The organism is Streptomyces azureus, assembly GCF_001270025.1.
Taxonomy (GTDB): domain Bacteria; phylum Actinomycetota; class Actinomycetes; order Streptomycetales; family Streptomycetaceae; genus Streptomyces; species Streptomyces azureus.
Map to the genome: position 1 here is coordinate 1 of NZ_DF968243.1, position 22,697 is coordinate 22,697.

The window sequence follows — 22,697 nt, forward strand, 5'->3', positions numbered from 1 at the left end:
GGAGGGTGGGCGCGGCGGCACCCCGCAGCGCCGGGTTGCGCACGCCCCCGAGCCCTACACCGTCTCCAGATACAGGTTCACGTACCGCTCCACGTCCACGTCCAAGGCCACCTCCACCAAGGCCTGTTCACGCATGCCCTCGTGGATCTCCGACTCCCCGGGCCGTGGCCGGCGGTCGACGATCGTCTGGCCGCGCGCGGGCCCCGGCGCCAGGACGACCTCGACCGGCAGGCGCTCGGTGGTCAGGCCCTTCGGGTCGACGACCGCGCAGACCGCACCCGCGTCACCGAGGCCGCCCATGGGCGTGGGATCGCCGGACGTGGCGGGGTCCCGGTGGGCGAGCAGTTCACCGGCCATCCGCAGGCTCGCCTCCGGGCTCGCCCGCAGCCGCTGCACCTCCCCCGCGGGCACCAGGACCTTCTTGAACACGTCCAGCCCGTACATCGTGATCGGCACACCCGCGGTGAGCAGGACCGCGGCGGCCTCCGGGTCGTGCCACACGTTGAACTCCGCGACCGGCGTGGCGTTCCCCGTCGCCACCGCGCCGCCCATGAACACGATCCGCTCGATGTTGCGGGTCACCTCGGGGTGCGTCCGCAGCAGCAGCGCGATGTTCGTCAGCGGCGCCATGGGAATCAGCGTGACCGGCCTCGGCGAGGCGAGGATCTCGCGACGCAGCAGCGTCACCGCGTCCACGTCGACCGGCACACGGGTCGGCGCGGGCAGCCCCAGATCGCCCATCCCGTCCTGCCCGTGCACATGCCGTGCCGTCCGCACGGGCTCGATCAGCGGACGCTCGGCACCCCGGGCGACGGGAATGTCACCGGCGCCGGCCACCTCCAGCACGGTCAGGGTGTTGCGGACCACGCCGTCCACGTCCGTGTTCCCGGCCACGCAGGTGATCGCCCGCACGTCGAGTGCCGGGTGCCGTACGGCGAACAGCAGGGCGAGGGCGTCGTCGACGCCGGTGTCGCAGTCGATGATCACCGGGATGCGCTGACCGTCCGTCACGACTAGGCCTCCTTTCGCTCCGGCCGCTCCCGGGCGGGGCGGCACCCGCGACCCTACGGCCTGGGGTGGTGATGATTCCGGTGCGGGCCGCCGCTCGTTATCGGGGAGAGCCGACGAAGGAGATCCGCCATGCCCGCACCAGGACCCGCGAAGCAGCCCACGACCGAACTCGACGCCCGTTACAGTTCCGCGCTCAATCCGCGGCCGGGTGCCTCGAACGCCACCGCCGTCGCCTGGACCGAGGCCCAGCGGCATCTGGAGGCCGCCGAGATCTTCTGGGTGTCCACGGTGCGGCCCGACGGCAGACTGCACGTCACGCCCTGCATCGCCGCCTGGCACGACGGAGCGCTGTACTTCTCCACCGGCAGGAGGGAGCAGAAGGCGAAGAACCTCGCGCACGACGCGCACTGCGCGCTGACCACCGGCGCGAACTCGCTCGCCCAGGGGCTCGACCTCGTGGTCGAGGGCACGGCGGAGCCGGTTGCCGACCCGGCGCTGCTGGAGGAGGTGATCACGGCGTTCGAGACGAAGTACGGGCCGCACATCACCTCCCCCGAGGGCACCTTCCACGGCATGGGGGACGCGTTCCGCAGCGGGGACGATGTGGTGTTCGCGGTGGCACCGGCGACGGCGTACGGCTTCGGCCGCGACAACGGCGTCTTCAGCCACACGCGTTGGGCGTTCTGAGCCTGATCAGGCAGCTGCCGGTTCCCACAGACCGGTGGCGCGGGCCGCTACCCGGTCCCCGATACGGCGCAGCAGCTCGGCGGCGGGGAGGGGGTCCGGGCAGTGGCCGTCGCGCACCCGGAGTGCCACGAGCCCGGCGGCGGCCTCCCGCTCGCCGATCACCGCCTGGTACGGGACCAGCCGGGCCTCGCGGACACGGGCGGCGAGGGTGCCGTGCTCGGGGCCGGCGACCTCGGCGCGCAGGCCGAGGTCGTGGGCGCGGCGGGCCAGGGCGTGGGCGTCCTCGCTCTGCTCGTCCCCCACCGGCAGGATCACCAGCTGCACCGGGGCCAGCCAGGGCGGGAAGGCTCCCCCGTGGGCCTCGACGAGGTGGGCGACCGCGCGCTCCACGCTGCCGATGACGCTGCGGTGCACCATGACCGGGCGGTGCTTCGCCCCGTCGGGGCCGATGTAGTGCAGGTCGAAGCGTTCGGGCTGGTGGAAGTCGATCTGGACGGTGGAGAGGGTGGCCTCCCGCCCGGCGGGGTCGGCGATCTGCACGTCGATCTTCGGGCCGTAGAAGGCCGCCTCGCCCTCGGCGGCCTCGTAGGGGATGCCCGAACCGTCCAGGACTTCGCGCAGCAGGGCGGTGGCCCGCCGCCACAGGTCCGGGTCCGCCGCGTACTTGCCGCCCTCGCCGGGGAGGGACAGACGGTGGCGGGCCGCGCGGATGCCCAGGTCCGCGTAGGCACGGCCGATCAGCTCCAGCGCGGCACGCGCCTCCTCGACGGCCTGCTCCAGGGTGCAGAAGATGTGCGCGTCGTTGAGGGTGATGGCCCGTACCCGGGTCAGGCCGCCGAGGACGCCGGACAGCTCCGAGCGGTACATGCCGCCCAACTCCGCCATGCGAAGGGGAAGTTCGCGGTAGCTGTGGGAGCGGGAGCGGTAGATCAGGGCGTGGTGCGGGCACAGGCTCGGGCGGAGCAGGACCTGTTCCGAGCCGAGGTCCATCGGCGGGAACATGTCCTCGCTGTAGTGGTCCCAGTGCCCGGAGATCTCGTACAGCTCGCGTTTGCCGAGGGCGGGCGAGTACACGTGCCGGTAGCCGGCCCGCTGTTCCGCCTCCCGGACGTACTCCTCCAGGGTGTGCCGCACGATCGCGCCGTCGGGCAGCCAGTACGGCAGTCCCGCGCCCATCAGCGGGTCGGTGTCGAAGAGGTTCAGTTCACGGCCGAGCCGTCGGTGGTCGTGCATGGCGTGCTCCTCGGGTCTTGAGGCGAGCACCACACGGCGAAGCTCCGGGGCACTCGCCCCGGGGCTTCGGACATCTGCGTCAGCTGTCAGCGCGCCGGGACACTCTCCGGCGTCGTCGTGAGAGACGGGAACGGCTTGGCGCGCTTCATGGGCGTGACCGTAACAGGAGGGCGGCGTGCGGGGCGACGGCTTTTCCGGGGGCCGGCAGCGCGTGCGCGTCGCGGGCACCGGCCGCGCGTACGCCGCCCTCACCCGAACAGCCCGTCGCACTGGTGTGCCGCCCGTCGCGGTGGTGCCGTAAGGGCATGTACCCGACCTTGGAGAGACCGCCCCGTCCCGAGGCACCTCCATGAACTCCCCGCAGGAGGCCCTCCGATGCCCCACCCTCCGGCCGGCCGACGCGGCCCAGGTGCCCGCGGCCTCCTCGCCTACGCCCTGTCCGTGACGGCCCTGCTGGTCACGGCCGCCTGTTCCGTCCAGGACGAGCCGCGGCCACGGTGGTTCTCCGCCTCCGCCACCCCCACCGGCGCGTCGCCCGCCCACGAGCGGCCCGCGAGCTCCGGTGCCGGCCTCACCGAGGCCCAGGCCCAGGCGGCACTGATCACCGCGGTGGATCTGGGGGAGCCGTGGGGACCGACGCGGGGTGCCAGGACCTGGCGCGACGGGCTGCTCAAGGCGACCACGGAGGACCGTGACTGCCAGCGGCTGCTCGACGTCCTCTACACGGAGGAACTCTTCGGTACCCCGGCCGGCCCGCAGGCGACGGCCGCGTTCGACGACGCCGACACCGACGCCCAGTTGCGCTACCACGTCGCCGTCCACCCCCCGGCGGACGTCGACCGCACCCTGGCCTGGCTGGAGTCGCTGCCGGGGAAGTGCGGCGAGTTCACGGCCGCGACCACGCGTGGCGGCGTCCAGACCGTCCAGGTCGGTGACATGCCGCTGCCGCCGGTGGGGGACGCCCGGCAGGCCCTGCGGGTCACCCTGGCCGGCGAGACGGAAGAGGGGGAGCTGACGTACCTCACGATGGACCTCGCGGCAGTGCGGGTCGGGGAGGAGACGATCACGCTCACCAACGCCGGCCTCGACGAGGTGTACGAGGAGGTCACGCAGCAGACCGCGGAACTCGGGGCGCAACGCCTGTCCGAGATCAGGAAGCAGGGAGAGGCACGGATCTGACACATGCGGGCCGGGGCCCCCGGGCTCCATAACGCTCCGACGCGCCGACCGGATCTCGTCATCGCGATTGGCAACGGGATCTCATCACCACTCCCAGGCCGCCAGCCGAGCCTCGCCCCCATCCCCGCGCCACCAGCCAGGCCACGCCACCGACCGGGCCACGGCCCACTCCCCACGCGCCAGCAGGGCCTCGCCCCTCCCCCACATCACCAGCCAAACCTCGACACCGCTCCCCAGCCGCCGGCCGGGTCTCAGTACCGGTCGAAACGCCTGCGGTGGGCGATCACGTCGCGGGCCGCGGCGAGGGCCGTGCAGTCGCGGGCGAAGGCGTCTGCCCGGAGCCGCGCGAGCGCGTCGTCGGCGCTGATGCCGAGCTGCGCCATGATCATGCCGACGGCCTGGTAGACCTCCTCGTGGTCCGCGCCCAGTCCGCTCAGCCAGGGCTCCTCGTCCCGCCACTCGGCCTCGGCCTCGCGCGGCAGTGCCATCAGGGCCACCGTCATGACACCGGCCACGAGCCGGGCCACGTGCAGTTGCCGGTCGGTGAGCCCGCCGGGGCTGTCGCGGTACAGGTCGAGGGTGCCCACCCACACCGCGTCGCTGCCCAGCGGCACCGCGTACACCGCCCGCACCCCGGCCTCCGTCGCCTGCTGGGCGAAGACCGGCCAGCGGCCCGCGTCACGGCCGGTCGTCAGATCGCAGGCGAGCACGGGCGTCCCGTCCTCCACCGCGCTCTGGCAGGGGCCGTCGCCCAGCGTCGCCTGGATCTGCGCGAGGTGCGCGGCGTGCGCGCTGCTCGCGCTCAGCTGGACGGGCATGCCCTCGCTGCGCAGCGATACGCTCGCGCCGACCACCGGCAGCAGCTCGACCGCCACCTCGCACAGCCGTCCCGGGACCTCCCCGGGTTCGGCGCCGCGCACACCACTGGCGATCACATCGGCGGCCCGGAGCCCGTCCAGGTCCAGGTCACCGCCCCCGGTGCGGCGGGGGCCGGGGTCGCCGCCCGGTGCGCCTCGGGGATCGTCCCTGGGCCGCACGACCACCGCCTCCTTCGATCACCGGCCTTCGCCCTCGACGCTCTTCCGGGCCTGGCCCCGCCGGCCGCCGGCTACGGGATGGGCCGGTGAGCGCCGCCCGCCCGGGCCGGCCGGTGTGCGGCGGCTCCGAGCCCTCCCGGAATCGTGCCCCGACTACCCGTCGCAGGTGGGGCGAAACCCCTGCGCAGGGCCGTCGCCTCGGGTCCGGCCCTCAGCGCTTCTCGTACGGGTTGTCCGGCTGCCGCACCCGCCGTACGGAGGTGGCGTCGAGGACCGGCGGCCAGGCGGCGGCCGAGCCCAGCTCGCCCTCCGGATGCCACGTGCCGGTGACGGCGACCCAGGTGTCGACGGGCGGGGCGCCGGCGCCGCGCACCTCGGCCTTGGCGGTGGTGGCGTCGGCGGCGCAGCAGGAGACGAGGAGGCGGGTGACGTACCAGGTGCCGTCGGCGTCGCGGGTGACGAAGCCGGTGAGCCGGACCGTGCGTCCCGTCAGGGAGCGGCCGCTGTCGTAGACCGCCCGGGAGGCGAAGTCCCCGAGCGTGAGGTCGAGCGGGTTCCCGGCCGGCAGGGCCGGAAAGGTGCCGACGCCCCGGGCCGCACGCCGGTCGGCGTCGCGCTCCGCGCTGTAGGAGCCGAGGGCGGGCGGCGGGAACAGCAGCAGGGCCAGGGCGGGGAGAGTGAGGAACCAGGCGACGCGGGGGCCGGCGGGGCCGTGGGTGTGGCCGGGGTGGGAGTAAAGGTCCTCCGGGTCCTCGTGGCTTTCCGGGTTCTCCGGGTTCTCCGGGTCGTCCTGCTCGCCCGCCGTCCGCACCAGCACCGCCACCACCACCGCGAGCAGTGCCAGCACCACCCCCGACACCACCAGGTACGGCCGCAGCCCGACCTGCACGTACCGCAGATACAGGTCGCTGAAGAGCGACACCCGCAGGATCGCCGCGCCGACGAGGGCGAGCAGTACGGCCGGTCCGTAGCGCCTCACAGCAGCCACCACCCCACCAGGACGCTGCTCGCGACGGCCACCAGCCAGGTCACGGAGGAGAACCGCAGCGCGAAGGACCTGCCGAACGTGCCCGTCTGGAGCGCGATCAGCTTCAGGTCGACCATCGGCCCGACCACCATGAACGCCAGCCGCGCTGTGGGCGAGAAGCCGCTCAGCGACGCCGCCACGAACGCGTCGGCCTCACTGCACACGCACAGCACGACCGCCAGTACGGCCAGGAGCAGCACCGACAGCCAGGCCGACCCGGTGAACACCTCCAGCAGTGACCTCGGCACGACGATGGCGAAGGTCGCCGCGGCCGCCGCGCCGAGCACGAGGAAACCGCCGGCGTGCAGGAAGTCGTGCTGGAGGCCGGAGACGAAGGCCCGCGGCCCGCCGCCCGGCTCGTGCGCGCTGTTCCGCTTCGGCGGCCGCAGCCACTCCTCCCGGCCGAACCGCGCCCACAGCCACCCCATCGCCACGGCCGTGGCGAGCGAGGCGACCAGCCGGCCGAGGACCATCTCCGGCTGCCCCGGGAAGGCGACGGAGGTCGCCACCAGGACGACGGGGTTGATCGCGGGCGCGGACAGCAGGAAGGCGAGGGCGGCCGCCGGGGCGACACCCCGCCGCATCAGGCTGCCCGCCACCGGCACGGACGCGCACTCGCAGCCGGGCAGGACGACTCCCGCCGCCCCCGCGACCGGCACGGCGAGCACCGTACGGCGGGGCAGCAGCCGCTGGAACACCCGCTCGGGCACGAACGCGCCGATCGCCGCCGAGACGACCGTGCCCAGCAGCAGGAAGGGCACGCCCTGGACGGTGATCGCGGTGAACACCGTCCACCAGGCCGCGACGGGTGGCGTGTAGAGATCGAGCGCCAGCATCGGCCCGAGCACGGTCACGACCGTCCCGATGGCGATCAGCGCGGCGCCCCCGAGAACGGCGTACACGAGGGCCCGCAGGCCCAGCCGTATGCCGTCGGCCACCGTCCGTTGGTTCTCCACGCGCCCCGCCCCGGTCGTTCGCATCCCCGGAGGAGGCTAACCCGCACGACGGTGCGAAGCCCCTTTTTCCTCAGAGGGGAGGCTGTGCGGGCGCGGGCCCGAGGGTGGTGGTGCCGGGGGCCGTACGGTGCCCGAGACCCGTCCGGTAGGCGTCCAGGGCCGCCTCCACCCGTCCGGTGCGGCGCAGCAGGTCGCCGAGCAGGCGGCACAGGTCGGCCAGGTCGCCGGCCGTGCCCGCCCGCTCCAGCAGGCTCAGGGCGCGGACGTAGTGCTCCTCGGCGTCCTCGGTGCGGCGGGCGTCCTCGGCGATGATGCCGAGGAGGCGGTGCGCGGCGGCGGAGTGGACGGCGCCGCGCTCGGGGGACAGGCCGTCGAGGACGCCGTGCAGCAGGGCCGCCGCCTCGTCGGACTTGCCGCGCCGGTGGAGGACGTCGGCCAGTTCGACTGCGACCTGGCTGCCGTAGAGGGCGGCGCGCCTGGCCGACAGCATGCCGAGGGCCTCCCGCAACTCGGCCTCCGCCCGTTCCAGCCGGCCGTCCCGGGCGTAGACGTAGCCGCGCATCCAGTGGCAGATGGCGAGTTCGGTGCGGACCTGGAGGGCGCGGTACAGCTCGGCCGCCTTGGCCAGCGAGGCGTCGGCCTCGGCGAGGCGGCCCTCGGCGACCAGGGTGCGGGCGACCGACCGGTGCATGCGCGCGACCAGGGCCGGGTCGCCGGACTGCGGGGCGAGTGCCAGGGCGAACTCGGCGGCCTGGGCGGCGCGGGCGTGCGCGCCCATGTCCATGTACGGTCCGATGGCGCTGGCGTAGAGCAGCAGGAGGGCGTCGGGGTCGTGCAGCCCGCCGCGGTTCAGCTCGTCGAGGGTGGTCTCCAGCAGGTAGACGGCGTACCGGAGTTCCCCGGCGAGGTAGTGCGCGACGGCCCGCCCGCGCAGCGCCGGGACCCGGGCGGGCAGCGGCGCGCCGGCCAGACAGGCCTCGGCCCGCTCGAAGTACTGCCGGCCCGCCACGAGCTCGCCCGTCTCCAGGGCGCACTCGCCGAGCCCGAGCAGCGCGGCGGCCTGCTCCCCGGCCAGCCCCTGCGTCTCGGCCTCGACGAGCAGCTCGGCGTACTGCTCCGCCGCCGCCTCGGCCTCACCGACGGCGAAGAGGCGCTGGGCCTCGGTCAGCCGCAGCCGCAGCTCGGTCACGAGCCGGGCCGAACGCCCGGTGGCCAGTTCGTCGAAGGCGACACCGAGCCGCCCGGCGAGATGCCGCAGGGCGTCGTCGGAGGGCCGCACCCGGCCCGACTCCAGGGTGGAGACATAGGCGGGGGTGTACACGGGCTCCGCCAACTGCCGCTGTGTCAGCCCGCGTTCGGCCCGCAGCCGCTGCACCCGGCGCCCGATGGTCCCCGGATCGTCACGCTCCCCCACCCCGACTCCCCCTGCCCCCCTTTCCGTTCGGCTCCGGCAGCCCCTAGGTTAAACCGAGAGTTAAACGTGCTTAATACGCTGCTGTCGTAGTCGCCGCCCCTGTTGCGAGGTCGCCGTGCTCGAACGCACACGCTCCGCCGAGCGGTATGCCAGAGGCTTCGCCGCCGCCGTCGTCGCTGTCGCGACCCTACTGCTCGCGGCGAACGCGGGGCCGGCGAGAGCGGCGGAGCCGCCGGAACTCCGCGGTGTCCAGTTCGAGGCCGAGGGAGGCGGGGCGTCACCCTAGGCCCGTGTCCGATGGGACTGGTGATGAGCTCAGGCCGGTCCGTCGTGCCGTGCCCCACTCCCACATGCTGCGCACCACCGGCTCCAGCGCCCGGCCCTGACTGGTCAGGATGTAGCGGACGCGGGGAGGCCAGCCGGGGGTGCGGTGGCGCTCGATGACGCCTGCGCTGGTCAACTGGGCCAGCCGGTCCGAGAGGACCTTGTCCGAGAGGGCGGGCAGGGCGGCGGACAGCTCGGAGTAAGTGGCCTGACCGCGGCGCAGGAACTCGCGGAGCACCAGGGGCGTCCATCGGCCGCTCAGCGTGGCCAGGGTGATGTCGACAGGGCATCGCGGCTCGTGGCCCGGCGGAACGAGGGCGCTGTCCGGACAGTCCGTGAGAGGGCCGTCCTGATCACCCGCCGGTGCGTGTCCAACCGTTTGGTGAGTCACGAAGGCCCCTCTTAACGTCCGTCGCGAACAGCCCGCCGCTTCTCCTCCAGGGGGCCTTGTGCGCATCCGTCATCTCAACTGCGGTTCCTTACGGAAGATTCCGCCGCTCGGCGAAGAACCCACGGCAGGCGTCGTGAACCGCGAACGGGCCGCTGTCTGCCATTGCCTGCTCATCGAGACGGACTCGGACGGGCTGGTCCTCGTCGACACCGGCCTCGGCACCGCCGATCTGCAACACCCCGACCGGTCGCTGGGTGCGGACTGGGTGGCCTACGCCCAGCCGGCGCTGAACCCCGAGGAGAGCGCGCTGCACCAGGTCGTCCGCCTCGGGTACGCGCCACAGGACGTGCGGCACATCGTGCTCACCCACCTGCACCGCGACCACGCGGGAGGGCTGCCGGACTTCCCCCACGCACGGGTGCATGTGCACCCCGACGAGTACCGGGCCGTCACCGACCCGGCGGCAGCGCACCACCGGTACAGCCTCGACCGCTTCATGCCGGCGCACCGGGCACACAACCCGCTGCTGACACCCGCGCCCGTGGAGGCGGGCACAGAATGGTTCGGCTTCCCAGGCGTGGCGCGGCCGCAGGGGCCGGCGTGCGAACTGCTGCTGGTGCCGCTGCCCGGCCACTCGGCGGGACACGCGGGCGTCGCCGTGCGCGACGGCGGCGGACAGTGGCTGCTGCACGCGGGCGACGCGTACATGTATCACGGCGAGCTCGAGCACACCCCGCCGCTTTCCCACCCCGCCCTCGAGCCGGTCCAGCAGGGAGCACAGACCGACGCCGCGGCTCGCGTCGAGACCCGCGACCGCCTGCGCTGCCTCCGACGCGACCATGCGGATGAGGTCACCGTCTTCAGCGCGCACGACCCGTGGGAGCTTTCCCGCCTCGCAGCCGTCACGGGCCAGGGGGTGTCGGGCACGTCACCTGAGGTGTGATGCACAGAACCAAGGACGAACAGCGCCACCCCTGCCCGATTTCGGGCAGAAATATGGACCTTTCATGGGTCCCAACCTAGGGTGATCACTCATGATCACCCTAGGCAGTAGGGACATGCGCTCGCTCCCCACCCGCACCGAGGCCGTGGTCTTCGACTGCGACGGCCTGCTGGTCGACACCGAAGCCTGCTGGACCGTTGCGGAATCGGCCATCTTCGCAGCACACGGTCATCCCTTCGGTCCCGAACAGAAGGCGCTGGTCATCGGCCGCACCGTGGAGGCCGCCGGAGAGGCCATGGCCCAGTACCTCGGGCGCCCCCGCGCCGGTGCCGAACTCACCACCGAACTCCTCGAAAGGGTCCGCCAAGAGCTTTCCCGAGGCGCCGCGGCCCTCCCCGGTGCGGTGGAGCTGGTGCGCGCCTGCCGGGCGGCCGTACCCATCGCCGTAGCCAGCAACAGCCCCCGGGAACTGCTGGACGCGGCACTGTGGTCGGCCGGCCTCGCCGACTGCTTCACCCACTCGTTCGCCGCCGACGAAGTGCGCTGCCCCAAGCCCGCACCGGAGCTCTACCTCACGGCGTGCGAGGCACTCGGCACGGCTCCCCAACGCTCCGTCGCCTTCGAGGACTCGGCCACGGGCGTCGCCTCGGCGCGTGCTGCCGGGCTCTACGTCGCAGTGGTGCCGTCTCTTCCCGGAGCCGACCTCGACCACGACTGGCGGGGGACCAGCCTGCTCGAACCCGAACTGCTGGCCTGGGCCGGAGGACTGCGAGACGGCCCGGCCCGCTGATCCGCTCGTCCACCGAGCTGGTCGCCGACGTCGTACGCCACACGCCCGACCGGCGTGCCGCGGTGCTGATGACGCGGCGGCCGGACGGGCGCGGGGTGCGGGTGGAGGTCACGGACACGTGCCCGCGACCGCCGCTGTCCACAGCTGTGGACGAACTCGCCGGACGGACGCGGCGTACTGATCGTCGACGCCGTCACGGACCGATGGGGGTGGACTCCACTGCCCGGCCGGCCCGGCAAGACCGTCTGGTTCGAGTGTGACGTGAGCAAGGAAGTCGATGAGTGAATTCCAGGGGTGAATCCCACTGATGAATTCGGTTAGTGCGAATTCCCGCGGGCGCGAATGTAATGCCAGCCGAAGTAACACACCCCGACCGCTCCACCGGCGGCGCCGACCGCGCAGGCCGCCGTCGCCCACGCCGCCATGTCCTGCGTGATCCACAACAGGCTCACCACGACCAGCGCCATGGAGAACAGCAGGCGTTCTCCATAGCCCGGGCCCCGGCGGCCGGTCAGTCCCCGGTAGCCGTGCACTTGTACGTCACGCCCTTCATCCTGATGTCGCGGTACCCCACCTTCACGGTCGGGCTGGCGGGGGCGGCATCCGTGCCGCCGCCACCGCCGCTGCCCTTCTTGCGGCAGTAGTAGCCGAGCGCATCGAGCTTCTTGATGTCACTCATGGCCTGGTACTTCTTGTAGGAGGCGATCATGGCGGCCCGCTTCTGCGCAGGCGTGGCCTCCTTCGCCTTGGTGTACGCGTAACACCCGACGCTGGCGCCGATCCCCACCCACGAAGCGCCCTTGGCCAGCGCCTTGGTGAGGCCCGCCGCGCCGCTGCCGATCCCGAGGACCGCGCAGATCTCGTCCGCTCCGGCGCGGAGTTCCGGCTGGGCCGGAGCCGCCTGTGCCGCCTGCGCCCCGACGCCGCACAGCGCGCCGGTCATGGCGAAGGTGATGACAGCAGAAATTCCCTTGCTTCGTATGCTCACGAAGTCCGTCCCCGTTTCCCCGTTTTTCGAATTGCATGGTCAGTGCGAAAAAGACGCTACCCACCGGGACACACGCAAGCAATGGAGGAGATGTGAACATCACCGGGAGGAGATTCAACCGGGCAAAATCTTCCTCAATGCCTCGTGAAGGCTTTTCGCGACCTCCGCGTCCCCCGGCCGGCTTCCGCCCGGCCCTCGTGGCGGGCCGTACAGGGCGTCGAGTTCGGTGGTGATGGTGTGGGTCACCGCTCCGTAGAGGGGCGTTCGGGGGCGTTCCACCGCCGCGCCCAGGGCCGGGCGCAGGATTTCGCGGAAGTAGCTGGTGCCGTCGGCCATCCGGTCGGGCGGCATACGGCCTGTGCTCTCGCCGGTGGGGGACGCCGTGGGCCCTTCGGCGTACGCGCGGGCGTGCCGGCAGTCGGGGGCGGTGTCGGCCTCCTCGTAGGCCGAGGCGCGGGTCGCGGCGAAACCGGCGCGCAGCAGGCAGCGTTCGCTGTCCGGGTCGGTGAGGAACGCGATCAGTTCGGCCGCCTTCGCCGCCCGCTGCTCGGACGTGGACGAGGTGACGGCCAGGCTCTGGCCGCCGAGCACCGCCTTGCCGGGCAGCCGGGCCACACCGAGGTTCTCCCCGAAGGTCTCGTGCAGGGTCGGGTAGACGTACGGCCAGTGCCGCAGGAAGGTGGTGCGGCCCTCGGCGAAGGCGCTGAGCGATTCGGCCTCGCGGGACTCGGCGGACCCCTCCAGGAGGTACGGCGACTGCGTGCGCTGCCGCAGTTCGGTCACCCCCCTCGTCAACTGCTCCTCGGTCGCGACGTAGTCGCCGTCGTCGTCGGTCAGCCGAAAGCCCGATTCGGCCGAGGCGAACGCCTCGATCGCGTTGACGGTACGGCCCTCGTAGGCGGCGAGCTGGGTGGTCCAGATCGCCTCGTAGTCATCGATCCCGGCGTCGTCGAGGGGGCCGAGCAGTTCCCGGAGTCCGTCCCAGGTGACGTCGTCGCCGCGGAGGTCGGTCCGGGAGGCGCTCGCTTTCACCAGGTGGTCCTTGCGGTAGTACAGCAGGCCCGCGTCGCTGTTGAAGGGGACCGCGTACCGCTTGCCGTCCCAGTACGACGTCCTGTCCACGGACTTGATGAGGTCCTTGGGGTCCTCGACCGCCGAGTCGCCCAGCGGGCGGATCCGGCCGGCGTCCGCGAACTCCGGGATCCAGGTCACGTCCAGGTTCACCACGTCGTACTCGGCGCTGCCGGACTGGAGGGCGCCGAGCAGCTGGCTGCGCTGCTGGTCGGCGGAGCCGGGCAGCTCCACCAGGCGGGCCCGGTAGCCGTGCTCGCCCTCCTTGGCGTTCCAGGCGTCGATGAGCTGCTGGCGGATGCCGTTCTTGCCGGTGACGTCCTGGCCGCTGGCCACCACGATCCGGGGGGAGGAGTCGGCGTTCGCCGGTTGCTCCCGTACGTCACCGCCGGTGCAGGCCGTGAACGTCAGCAGCGACAGCAGGGACATCGAGGCGGCCGTCAGGCGTCGGGCCATCATTCCTCCCCCGTTCCGGTGCGGGCGACGTCGTCGCGCAGGGCGGGCACGAGGTCGTCCCCGGCGTCCAGGCAGCGGCCCCGGCCGGCCTCCGCGATCCGCGTGCCGGGGCGGTCCCGGTCACAGGCCCCGTTCTTCAGGGTCACCATGGCCACGGGCACGCCGGCGGTGCGGGCCCGGTCGACCACCCGCTCGAGTCCGTCGCCGGTCAGTCGGTTGTCGTCCTCGCCGTCGGTGAGGTACACGATCAGCTGCGGCCGCTCGTCGCCGGTGCCGCGCTCCCGCATGAACGCCAGGGCGTCCAGCAGGGCGGCGGACGGATCGGCTTCCGCGTCCCGCACCCGGGCGGCGTCCAGCGCGCGCTCGGCATCCCGGCGGGCGTGCGTGCCGAAGCCCAACAGGTCGGTGTGCGTACGGCCCTTGAGACCGTGCACCGCCCACACCCCGTACTCGTCCTCCCCGCCGAGCCCGGTCAGGGTCTGCTCGATGATGCCGGGGCCGCCGCTGGACCCGTCCCACAGGCCGGCCATCGAGCCGGAGCTGTCGAGGAGGAACAGGACGCGGCCGGGACCGTGCGCGTTGCCGTAGCGCTCCAGCGCCGTGTCCATCTCCGACGGCTCGGCGGAATCCGCCGGCCGGACCTCGTCGATCAGCCCGTCGCGGGCCGACTTCGGGTCGATCAGGCGCCGCTCGCCTCGGGCGGACCTGAAGCCGTGCTCGCCGAGCACCTTCCGGCCGTCGTCGCCCGTCAGCCAGGAGCGGAAGCGGTCCGTCTCGGTGTCCCGCGCGTCGGCGTCCCGCTCGCCGTCCTCCCAGCGCACCCGCACGAACGTGGGTTCCAGACCTGGGACGTCGTCGGGGTAGGCGGCAGTGCGCGGGGCGCGCGTGGCGGGGTGGCAGCCGACGCCGCTCCTCAGCAGGAACTCCGGGACCAGGGCCGCGCTGCGGTCGTCCACGGCGTGGGCGTCGGCCAGCGTGCACAGCAGCCTGACGGCCGAGGGCTCGGGCCGGCCGGACTGCGTGATGAGCAGCTCCGCGCCGCGCGCGTCGGCTCGGCCGCCGTACAGGCCGACCGTCGCCAGCAACGCCGAGTCGGCGAACGCCGGGTCGGGGCGGCGCACCTCGGCCTCGCCGGGCGCCTGTTCGAGATCGGTGAACAGTTGCGACAGCGACCGCCCGGTGCGCTCGACGGCGCCGTCCATGCCCTTAGGGACGGCCAGTACGACCGGCGAGTACACGAACGGCTCGGTGTCCGGCTCCAGGTGGGCGAAGACGCGGTCGTCCTGGTCCGCGGTGACCCGGCGGACGTCCGCGCGGGTGGCGGGGATCCACACGTCCGGCTGCGGGCCGATGTCCCGCTGCGGGTTGTCGTCGTCGCGCGGTTGCTGCCAGGCGTCGGTCCGCTTGCTCAGCGCGGTCACCACGCCTGCGGCACCGGCGCTGTAGACGGTGACGCCGCTGCGCCGGCAGCCGTCGTCCGTGGTGTTGGCGTCCGAGGTGACGTAGGCGTCCGCGGCCGCCTTCATCGCCGGTTCCAGATCGGGGTCGGTGAGGAGACGCAGCTCCAGCGCGGGCCGACAGCTCCCGGAGCCGGCGATCAGGACGAAGAGACCGTATCCCCCGACGCCGGTGAACAGGAGAGCCAGCAGAAGGATGAGGACGGTACGGCCGAGCCGCTCGGCGACGGCCCTGAACAGCGCGAGGGGGCGCCCGAGCCACGGCGGGGACAGAGACGTGGACGACGACGCGGCAGCGGGCAGGGCACCGACTTCAGAAGCCGCACCGGCCTCGGGAGCCGGTTCGGACTCAGGAGCCGGTTCGGACACGGCCCCGGGTGCCGTCGCTCCAGGTGCCGACGTGGCGCCGGATCCCGCAGCCGACCCGGGTGCGAGCCCCGTGCTCGGCACGGCACCGCCCGAGGCCGCCCCGGGTGCGGCCCCGGGAACCGCCCAGGCGCCAGACCCCGAGGCCGGCCCAGGAACCGCCCCGGGATCCGTCCCGGGGGCCGCCCCGGGATCCGTCCCGGGATCCGTCCCGGGGGCCGCCCCGGGATCCGACGCGGAATCGGCCCTCGGTGCCGCCCCAGAAGCCGTCGGGACAGCGGAAACCGCCGAGGTCCCGGAATCCGACGCGACACCGGAAACCGCCGAGACCCCGGAATCCGACGCGACACCGGAAACCGCCGAGACCCCGGAATCCGACGTGACACCGGAAGCCGACGAGCCGCCGGCCCCCGGGGACGCCCCGGAACCGACAACCGGCGCGACGCCGGGCGCAGCCGACCGCACGGGCCCCGCCGCCAGCAGCACATCCGCGTCCCGGTCCCAGGGAGGGGCCAGCGCCTGCGGCTTCTGCGGGTCGTTGTCCTCCGCCTCGTAGCCCGCGTCCTCCATCCGCTGCCTCACCGCGGTATAGAGCTCGGACAACCACACCTCCCCGCCCCCGTCGAGGACGCGCACCACCTCACGGGTGAACGGCGTCGCGACGTCGGCGTCCCCGCCCAGGATCCAGCGGTTGGACTGCACGCTCATCAGGAGAAGGACCTTCTCCTTGCTCTGCTGCGGAGCTTCGAAACGGTGCCAGATCGCCGCGGCGTTGCCCGCGTAGCAGCAGTCCAGGATCACCAGCACCTTCTCGGCGCGGCTCTCGGGGGCGCAGAGCTCGCCCAGCACCCCCGCGAAACTCACCGCACCGGGCAGTTCCTCGCCCGCGACCATCCGCGCGGTACGCATCTGGAGGTGCAGCTTGTGGGTGTAGGTGTCGGTGACGACGGCGTGCCCGGCGAAGTAGAGCAGCAGCAGCCCCTCGGCCTCGCGGACGGCGCGGTGCAGCGCGCCCGTGAAGTCGCCCCGGGACGGCGAGGCCAGCGCCCTGATCTCCCCCGCGCCGAACACGCCGCCCCGGTACAGCGCGTCCTCGAGCGTCTTCCGGTTGTGCCGCACGGCGGGAAGCTGGCCGGACACACCCTGCGTATCCGGCGCGGTGTGGTCGTACTCGGACACACCGACCAGCAACGCCCGGTTCGCTCTGCCGCGCGGGTCGAAGCGGCTCACCGGACTACTCCCCGTCGGGGCCCAGCTGGCGGATGTCCGTATCGGGTTCGCCGCCATGGAGCCTGCGGCGGTTGTTCTTCCAGGTCTTCACCGCGCGAGCGGTGTAGTCGGTCAGCGCCGCGACCGTCGCTACATCACTGAGCAGCCTGAGGATGAGCTCGACATCGGGCCCCAGCCGTCCCTTGGTGCCGTCCGTCCTGGTCCGCTCCTCGATGCGCAGGTGCTGGGCGGAGAGCAGGTTCTCCAACGGCTCGTCCCGCTCCAGCCACGCCCGCAGTGCTCTGACATCCTCCATGGTCGCCCCGTCGCCCAGCCGGACGCGTACGCCTAAGACAGCCACTCGGTCCCCCTCTGTCATGCCCGACATCATGACACCGGGTCAGGCCTCGGCGGCAGACCTGTGACGCGACCTGTGCAAGCGATTGCACGCCCCCTTCACGCCAGGCGCACACGGCGCACGCGTGGTCAGGGCTGGGTCTGCAACTGCCGCAACTGCCGCTGCACATGATCGAGCGCCCCCTCGCGCCGCCCGGGGACCCGTCCCCGCAACTCGGCGAGTGCCGCGCCCAGTTCACGGGCGCGCGCCGTGTCGCGGATCTGGCCCCACTGGTGGTGGGCCCGGTCCACGGCGGCCTCGACGGCGGGCGCGTCCGGCGCCTGCCCGGCGTTCAGGCGGACGGTGGCCACCGTCAGCCAGGTGTGGCAGCTGCGGCCCGCGTCCCCGGCGAACATCGCCAGGTCGGCCCGGACCTCGGCCCAGTGCAGGGCCTCCTCGGAGGCCGGCCCGTGCGCGGCGACGGCGGCCTGCTCGTGCCGGGCGGCGAGCACGTCGGCGTCGGAGTGGCGGCCGGACTGGACGGCGGCGGTGATGGCTGCGTGCGGATCACCGGCCGAGGGGCCCGGCGTGCTCAGCACGAGGTCGGTGCCCGCGCTCTCCGGCGCGATCCGGGCCAGCGCCTGCTGGTGCAACTGCTCCACCGGCGGCCGGAAGCCGCTGCGCAGGATCGTCGCGACGGCCTTCATGTACGCCGGTGCCGCGACCGTGCGTCTGGACGGCGGGGGCGCGATGCGGCCGTGCACGGCGTTGCCGCGGCCCGAGTCCAGCGGGGTGCCGCGCAGCAGCTCCCAGGTCTCGGCGTCCGCGTGCAGGTCGAGCAGGAGGGTCGTCGCGCCGGCCGGTCTCAGCCGCAGTTCGTCCCGGAACCAGTGCCAGGGGAAGGCCGTGTAGCGGGCGGTGGACGCGGTGGTGCGGGCCAGCGCCAGGTGGGGCAGGCGCTGGCGGCGGTCGAGCTGGAGCTGTCCGGTGACGTACACGGTGAGCGGGCCGGGGGCCGCCGCGGCGGCGCGGAGCCGGGTGAGGACGGCCTGCGGCTCCAGCGGGTCGGCGAGTTCGACGACGTTCGCGGTGTCCGTGCCGGCCAGCACGCCGGGTGGGACGGCGGCCAGGACGGGGAGCACGGACGCGGCGTCCACCAGGCGCCCCTTGCCCACCGGCGAGGCCGCCAGCAGCAGCACGGTTCCGGGCATCTCGTCCCTCCCCCTGTCGATCACGTACGGCAGCACCGTAACCGCTGCGGCTGCAAAGGGGGGCCTCAAGGACCGCAAACGTCCGCCTTCGGGGGCTTCGACCCCCTCCTCGGGGACGGTCCGGCGGCGCACGGCGAAGACGGTCGTGTCGTCGGCCAGGCGCCCGCCGCAGTGGCGCAGCGTGCCGTCCCGTACGAAGGCGGCCAGGCGGTCCGGACCGGCGGTGCGGGGGTCGTCGGCGACGGCCCGGGTCACCTCCTGCAGGGCCTGCCGGTCGCGTTCACCCTGACGGGAGCCAAGGCCGACGAGCGCCAGTGAGCGTAGGACGGGCTGTCCGGTGCGGTCGTGATCCGAGCACCGGGGCGAACGGCCGGGAGTGTACGACCCGCGCTCAGAACTCGGCGACAACCCGGAAGAGCGCGGGGTCGGCGATGGCGAAGTCAGGGGAGGTGGACAGGCGCTGTTGGAAGCGGGGGTCGTGGTCTGCTGTGCGCCATGCGTCGGGGCTGTCCCAGTGCGCGATGCCGACCAGCTGGAAGCGAGTGTCCGGGTCCACGGCACGGTGCAGCCGGTTGTCACGGAAGCCGGGAGCCTTGCTCAGCAGCTCTGCGCGGCCGAGCCAGTGCGGCAGGAATTCATCGATCCGCTCGGCGGGCAGCTCGAAGGCATTGACGAAGGTGATTCCCGGCCCTTCGCCCGAACCGTTTCCCACCGTGCGGAATTCGGCCGCCACCTCATACCAGCCGCCGTGCACGGTGGCATAGCTGGCCGCGATGGCTGCCGACGCGGTGAAGCCGGGATTCGCCAGCGCCTCGTCCCGGGCTTCGATGCTGTCCCAGTGCGCCACATTGACCAGGCCGAGCCGGGACTCCGGGAACAGTCTGCGGTGCAGCCGCGCATCTCGGAAACCGGGGGCGGCGTGGATGAGCCCGACGCGCTCCCGCCAGCGTGCGATGGACTCGTCGATCCGGTCCTCGGGCAGTTCCCACGCGTCGATCAGGGTGATTCCGTTATCAGTCACCGCGCCATCGTGAAACCTCAACCATACTTCAGGTCAAGAGGACCGGTCACGCTGCCCGGCGAGCGACGCAACTATGTCCAGGGCCCGACTGCTTGGTGGGGCTTCTGCGCCACCGGCTGACCCATCACCCGATCCCTGTTTTCCGACCGCTGACCCCTTGGAATCGATCACCTGGTCGGCGGCCACCCGCGCCCCCCGTACCGCGGGCGGGCCGGGCGCGAGGTCCCCGAAGCCGGGCGGCAGCCCGTCCCCGGCCGACAGGCCGCGTACCCCGTGCGGCCCGGCCGCCAGCGGCGGCTCGTGCCCGAAGACGACGGCGTCCACCGCCTCCCGGTCGTCCTCGGGGAAGCCGAGCAGGACGGCCGTGGCGGTGGGGCCCCTGTTCGAGCGAAGCCGAGAACTTGGGGAAGGTCGCCGTCCGCCCGGCCCGGCGCCACCGTGTGCCCGCGGTGCCGGACCATCCGCGTCTCCAGCCGCTCGGCGACCGTCGCGAGGTCCGCCTCGTGGTACGCGGCCTCCCGGGAGGTACCGAGCAGCGCGGCCGCCGCCTCGACCGTGCCCAGGGGGTGTCCGCGAAGTCCCGTCGTCCGCCCGGAGAGCGGGCCGGGCGCGAGGTCCCCGAAGCCGGGCGGCAGCAGTTCCTGGCGCCGCACGGCGTCCCGGCGGCCGGCCCCGGGGGGTACCGGTCGAGCCGGCCTTGCCCCGTGGCGGCGCCTCACGGCTCCAGCGGAACACGGTGCCGCACCCGGTCCGGGCGGCGCGTCCCGCGTTCCGCCGACTTGCCGGTGGGTCCCCGCCGGTGTGCCCTGGTAGGCAGGGGCAGGGAGAGAGGAGAGCTCTCATGGCTCATGCGGCACCCGCCTCACGCAAGGTGACCACGCGACGCCGTACACCCGATGTCTTCAGCCCGCGCGCCCACGCGATGGCGAAGGTCGCGGTACCCGTCGTCCTAGGGCTCGTCTACGGCTACTGGGCCGCGGCCAACCGGCGCGACGCCGGGCCCATCACCGGCTGGAACCTGCTGTTCGGCTTCCTCACCGCGCTCGTGTTCGCCGTGCTGTACGCCGCCGTGCGGAAAGTCGCCCCGCGGCTGCGGCGCGAGCTCCACGCGCTGCTCTGGTTCGCCTTCACCGGCTGCGCGATCGGCTTCCTCTACAGCCAGACCGGCGAGTCCGTGCTGCGGTCCACCGGGCTGGGGCTGGTCGTCGGCGCGGGCGTCCTCGTGACGCTGTTCTACCGCTATTACACACACGAGGACGCCGCCGGCCGACGCGTCGACTGACGACATACCAGTGCGACACCTTCGGCTCGGCATGTGGGCCCGAATGCAGTCACGCCGGTCGCGGGCCGGGCCTCCGGCGCCTTGCCTGGAAGGGTGTCCGAACGCGATCGGGCGCCCGAACCCGAACAGGCGCCCCTACGACCGCGGAACGCCCTGTCGGCCGTTCTGCTGGCCCTCGCGTGCCTGCTCGTGCCGTTCGGGACGCTCGCCGCCTGGGCGGCGCACGGGCTGACCGACACCGGTCGCTACGTCCGGGCGATGGCGCCGCTCGCCGCCGACCCGGACGTGCAGCGCGCGGTCGCGGACGCCATTGGGGACGGCATCATGCGCGAGGCCGGGCACAAGCTCGACACAGGCCCGCCGCGCGGCACGGTCGGGCCCTTCGTCCACGACGCGGTGCGCTCGTTCACCCGCACCGAGGCGTTCCGCACGGGCTGGGACGTGGCGAACCAGGCCGTCCACGACGCGGTGCTGCGCGCCCTGCGCGACGACGGCTCGCGCGCCGCCGCGGTCACCGTCGACCTCGCGCCGGTCGTCGCCCGGGTCAAACGCCAGCTCGCCGACGACCACGTGCCGTTCGCCCACCGCATCCCGGTCCTGCACGCCCGGGTCCCGGTGCTCCCGGCCGACGACGTGGACCGACTGCGCAAGGGATACCACGTGCTGGACACCGCCGCCTTCTGGCTGCCGCTCGCCGCCGCCGTGTGCGCCGCGGCCGGGGTCGCCCTCGCCGTGTGCCGCCGCCGCGCGGTCATCGCGCTCGGCCTCGGCACGGCGCTGGGCGGCGGGCTGCTCGTCCTGGCCGTCGCGATCGGCCGCCGCCTCACCCTCGCCGACCTGCCCGACACGCTCCACCGCCCGGCTGCCGGCGCGGTCTACGACGCCCTGACGGCCACCCTGCTGACAGTGTCCTGGCTGCTGTTCTCCTTCGGCCTGACGGTGGCGCTCGGCTCGTGGCTCACGGGCCGGTACGGTCCCCGGCTCGCCTCGCGGCGACGTGCGCGAGCGTCCGCAGCGCCCGGCGCAGATCCGGCTCCGGAGCCGACGCGATCCCGAGCCTGACGGCGTCGGGCGTGTGGCCGGGGGCGACGGCGAAGGCGGGGCCGGGCGTGACGGCGATGCCGTGCGCGGCGGCGGCCCCCGTGAAGGTGTCCGCGCGCCACGGGGCGGGCAGTTCCCACCAGGCGAAGTAGGCGCCAGGGTCGGACCGTACGGCGAAGCCCGCGAGCTCCTCGGCGAGGATCTTCTGCCTGCGCGCCGCGTCCGCCCGCTTGTCCGCCACCAGCCGCGCCACGGTCCCCTCCCCGGCCCACCGCACGGCCGCCTCCAGCGCGAACCGCCCCGCACTCCACCCGCCCGACCGCACGGCACCGGCCACGGCCCCGACCCGGTGCGGCGGCACCACGAGGAAACCGACGGTGAGCCCCGGCGCGACCCGCTTGGAGAGGCCGTCGACGACATGGGTGAGGGCGGGGGCGTGAGCGGCGAGTGGATCGCCCGGCTCGTGCAGGAAGGACCAGATGCGGTCCTCCACCACGGGCAGGTTCAGGTCGTGGACCAGCTGGGCGAGTTGCAGTAAGCGGGCGCGGCTCGTCGTCAGGGACGTCGGGTTGTGCAGCGTCGGCTGCACGTACAGGGCGGACAGCGGCGCCGAACGGTGCGCGGCGGCGACGGCCTCCGGGAGCAGCCCGGCCGCGTCACCGGCCAGCGGCACCAGGATGATGCCCAGCCGCGCCGCGATCTCCTTGGCCAGCGGATACGTCAACTGCTCCACGCCGACCCGGCCACCCGGCCGGACCAGAGAGGCCAGCACGGCGGCGATGGCCTGCCGTGCGTTGCCGGTGAACAGCAGCCGGTCCGGGGCGGGGCGCCAGCCGGGGGTGGCGAGGAGAGCGGCCGCGGCCTCCCGGGCCGACCCGGTACCGGTGGCGGCGGCCGGCAGCAGCGCCTCGGCCAGCACGTCGGGACGCAGCAGCGGCGCGAGAACGGGGGCGAGGAGCTCCGGCTGGCCGGGCGCGCTGGGGTAACTGAGCTCCAGGTTGACCGGGGCGTCGGCCGCGCCGGGCTCGACGAGCGCCTGCCCCGTCGGCCCGTCCGGGGCGGCCCGTACGAAGGTGCCGCGCCCGACCTCGCCGACGACCAGCCCACGCCGTACGAGTTCGCCGTACACCCGCCCGGCCGTCGACGAGGCGATTCCCCGGCGCCGGGCGAACGCCCGCTGCGGCGGCAGCCGCTGACCGGCCTTCAGCCGCCCGCTGGCGATGTCGTCGGCGATCCTGTCGGCGATACGGCGGTAGTCACCCATCG

Annotated in this window: 21 protein-coding genes and 1 pseudogene; 6 read left to right on the forward strand and 16 right to left on the reverse strand. The window is 73.5% G+C overall.

The window, feature by feature from the left end; genetic code table 11:
- Positions 1–54 precede the first annotated feature (54 nt).
- Entirely contained in the window at positions 55–1,011 is a 957-nt protein-coding gene (locus tag AOQ53_RS12135) for a nucleoside hydrolase (protein ID WP_059417031.1), read from the reverse strand.
- Between the two features lie 129 nt (positions 1,012–1,140).
- Between AOQ53_RS12135 and AOQ53_RS12140 the strand changes: the two genes are divergently transcribed.
- Positions 1,141–1,698: a pyridoxamine 5'-phosphate oxidase family protein gene (locus tag AOQ53_RS12140; protein WP_059417032.1), complete on the forward strand. Its 558-nt coding sequence runs from the start codon at positions 1,141–1,143 to the stop codon at positions 1,696–1,698.
- A gap of 6 nt (positions 1,699–1,704) precedes the next feature.
- Here AOQ53_RS12140 and thrS read toward each other — a convergent pair whose 3' ends face one another.
- A complete protein-coding gene (gene thrS / locus AOQ53_RS12145) occupies positions 1,705–2,961 on the reverse strand; it encodes a threonine--tRNA ligase (protein WP_408055158.1) in 1,257 nt (418 codons plus the stop codon).
- 345 nt (positions 2,962–3,306) lie between these two features.
- Here thrS and AOQ53_RS12150 point away from each other — a divergent pair, with 345 nt between their 5' ends.
- Positions 3,307–4,110 carry a hypothetical protein gene (locus tag AOQ53_RS12150; protein WP_059417034.1) on the forward strand — a complete coding sequence of 268 codons (804 nt, stop codon included), beginning with the start codon at positions 3,307–3,309 and terminating at the stop codon, positions 4,108–4,110.
- A 251-nt stretch (positions 4,111–4,361) separates the two neighbouring features.
- Here the strand turns inward: AOQ53_RS12150 and AOQ53_RS12155 are convergent, their stop codons facing one another.
- The 5 genes from AOQ53_RS12155 to AOQ53_RS47350 all read right to left on the reverse strand — a co-directional run bounded on the left by AOQ53_RS12155 (position 4,362) and on the right by AOQ53_RS47350 (position 9,325).
- Positions 4,362–5,153, reverse strand: coding sequence for a GAF and ANTAR domain-containing protein (locus AOQ53_RS12155; protein ID WP_059417035.1), 792 nt, complete (start codon positions 5,151–5,153; stop codon positions 4,362–4,364).
- Positions 5,154–5,358: 205 nt separating this feature from the next.
- Complete coding sequence (locus tag AOQ53_RS12160) at positions 5,359–6,126, reverse strand: TIGR03943 family putative permease subunit (RefSeq protein WP_059417036.1); 768 nt, start codon at positions 6,124–6,126, stop codon at positions 5,359–5,361.
- Positions 6,123–7,154 carry a permease gene (locus AOQ53_RS12165; protein WP_059417037.1) on the reverse strand — a complete coding sequence of 344 codons (1,032 nt, stop codon included), beginning with the start codon at positions 7,152–7,154 and terminating at the stop codon, positions 6,123–6,125. Before AOQ53_RS12165 ends, AOQ53_RS12160 begins: the two co-directional genes overlap by 4 nt.
- Before the next feature lie 46 nt (positions 7,155–7,200).
- The gene (locus AOQ53_RS12170; protein ID WP_059417038.1) at positions 7,201–8,544 is read right to left on the reverse strand and encodes a helix-turn-helix domain-containing protein; all 1,344 of its coding nucleotides are present in this window, start codon (positions 8,542–8,544) and stop codon (positions 7,201–7,203) included.
- Between the two features lie 277 nt (positions 8,545–8,821).
- Positions 8,822–9,325: a winged helix-turn-helix transcriptional regulator gene (locus tag AOQ53_RS47350; protein WP_099054585.1), complete on the reverse strand. Its 504-nt coding sequence runs from the start codon at positions 9,323–9,325 to the stop codon at positions 8,822–8,824.
- A 67-nt stretch (positions 9,326–9,392) separates the two neighbouring features.
- On the opposite strand from AOQ53_RS47350, the gene AOQ53_RS12180 reads away from it, so the two are divergent.
- Entirely contained in the window at positions 9,393–10,202 is an 810-nt protein-coding gene (locus AOQ53_RS12180; RefSeq protein WP_236711667.1) for an MBL fold metallo-hydrolase, read from the forward strand.
- 115 nt (positions 10,203–10,317) lie between these two features.
- Entirely contained in the window at positions 10,318–10,992 is a 675-nt protein-coding gene (locus AOQ53_RS12185) for an HAD family hydrolase (RefSeq protein ID WP_059417041.1), read from the forward strand.
- A gap of 317 nt (positions 10,993–11,309) precedes the next feature.
- On the opposite strand, the gene AOQ53_RS12190 is transcribed toward AOQ53_RS12185, so the two are convergent.
- The 8 genes and pseudogenes from AOQ53_RS12190 to AOQ53_RS12220 form a co-directional block, all read right to left on the reverse strand.
- Positions 11,310–11,525, reverse strand: coding sequence for a hypothetical protein (locus tag AOQ53_RS12190; protein ID WP_059417042.1), 216 nt, complete (start codon positions 11,523–11,525; stop codon positions 11,310–11,312).
- A complete protein-coding gene (locus AOQ53_RS12195; RefSeq protein ID WP_059417043.1) occupies positions 11,504–11,980 on the reverse strand; it encodes a hypothetical protein in 477 nt (158 codons plus the stop codon). Before AOQ53_RS12195 ends, AOQ53_RS12190 begins: the two co-directional genes overlap by 22 nt.
- Positions 11,981–12,094: 114 nt before the next feature.
- Positions 12,095–13,507, reverse strand: coding sequence for an extracellular solute-binding protein (locus AOQ53_RS12200; protein ID WP_059417044.1), 1,413 nt, complete (start codon positions 13,505–13,507; stop codon positions 12,095–12,097).
- Positions 13,507–16,560, reverse strand: a complete 3,054-nt coding sequence (locus AOQ53_RS12205) for a caspase family protein (RefSeq protein WP_236711668.1) — start codon at positions 16,558–16,560, stop codon at positions 13,507–13,509. The genes AOQ53_RS12200 and AOQ53_RS12205 overlap by 1 nt, the downstream gene beginning before the upstream one ends.
- A 4-nt stretch (positions 16,561–16,564) precedes the next feature.
- Positions 16,565–16,918: a hypothetical protein gene (locus tag AOQ53_RS12210; protein ID WP_236711669.1), complete on the reverse strand. Its 354-nt coding sequence runs from the start codon at positions 16,916–16,918 to the stop codon at positions 16,565–16,567.
- Positions 16,919–17,025: 107 nt separating this feature from the next.
- On the reverse strand, positions 17,026–18,087 hold the full coding sequence (locus tag AOQ53_RS12215) for a serine/threonine-protein kinase (RefSeq protein WP_059417138.1): 1,062 nt from the start codon (positions 18,085–18,087) through the stop codon (positions 17,026–17,028).
- Positions 18,088–18,171: 84 nt separating this feature from the next.
- Positions 18,172–18,348 (reverse strand): annotated as a pseudogene (locus tag AOQ53_RS44125) (serine/threonine-protein phosphatase); the annotation flags it as partial.
- 130 nt (positions 18,349–18,478) lie between these two features.
- The gene (locus tag AOQ53_RS12220) at positions 18,479–19,129 is read right to left on the reverse strand and encodes an antibiotic biosynthesis monooxygenase family protein (protein WP_201785072.1); all 651 of its coding nucleotides are present in this window, start codon (positions 19,127–19,129) and stop codon (positions 18,479–18,481) included.
- 820 nt (positions 19,130–19,949) lie between these two features.
- On the opposite strand from AOQ53_RS12220, the gene AOQ53_RS12225 reads away from it, so the two are divergent.
- Both AOQ53_RS12225 and AOQ53_RS12230 read left to right on the forward strand, forming a co-directional pair.
- Complete coding sequence (locus AOQ53_RS12225) at positions 19,950–20,390, forward strand: hypothetical protein (RefSeq protein ID WP_059417047.1); 441 nt, start codon at positions 19,950–19,952, stop codon at positions 20,388–20,390.
- A 93-nt stretch (positions 20,391–20,483) separates the two neighbouring features.
- Complete coding sequence (locus tag AOQ53_RS12230; RefSeq protein WP_059417048.1) at positions 20,484–21,452, forward strand: hypothetical protein; 969 nt, start codon at positions 20,484–20,486, stop codon at positions 21,450–21,452.
- On the opposite strand, the gene AOQ53_RS12235 is transcribed toward AOQ53_RS12230, so the two are convergent.
- On the reverse strand, positions 21,349–22,695 hold the full coding sequence (locus AOQ53_RS12235) for an aminotransferase-like domain-containing protein (protein ID WP_059417049.1): 1,347 nt from the start codon (positions 22,693–22,695) through the stop codon (positions 21,349–21,351). The two genes, AOQ53_RS12230 and AOQ53_RS12235, sit on opposite strands and share 104 nt — an antisense overlap.
- Positions 22,696–22,697 lie beyond the last annotated feature (2 nt).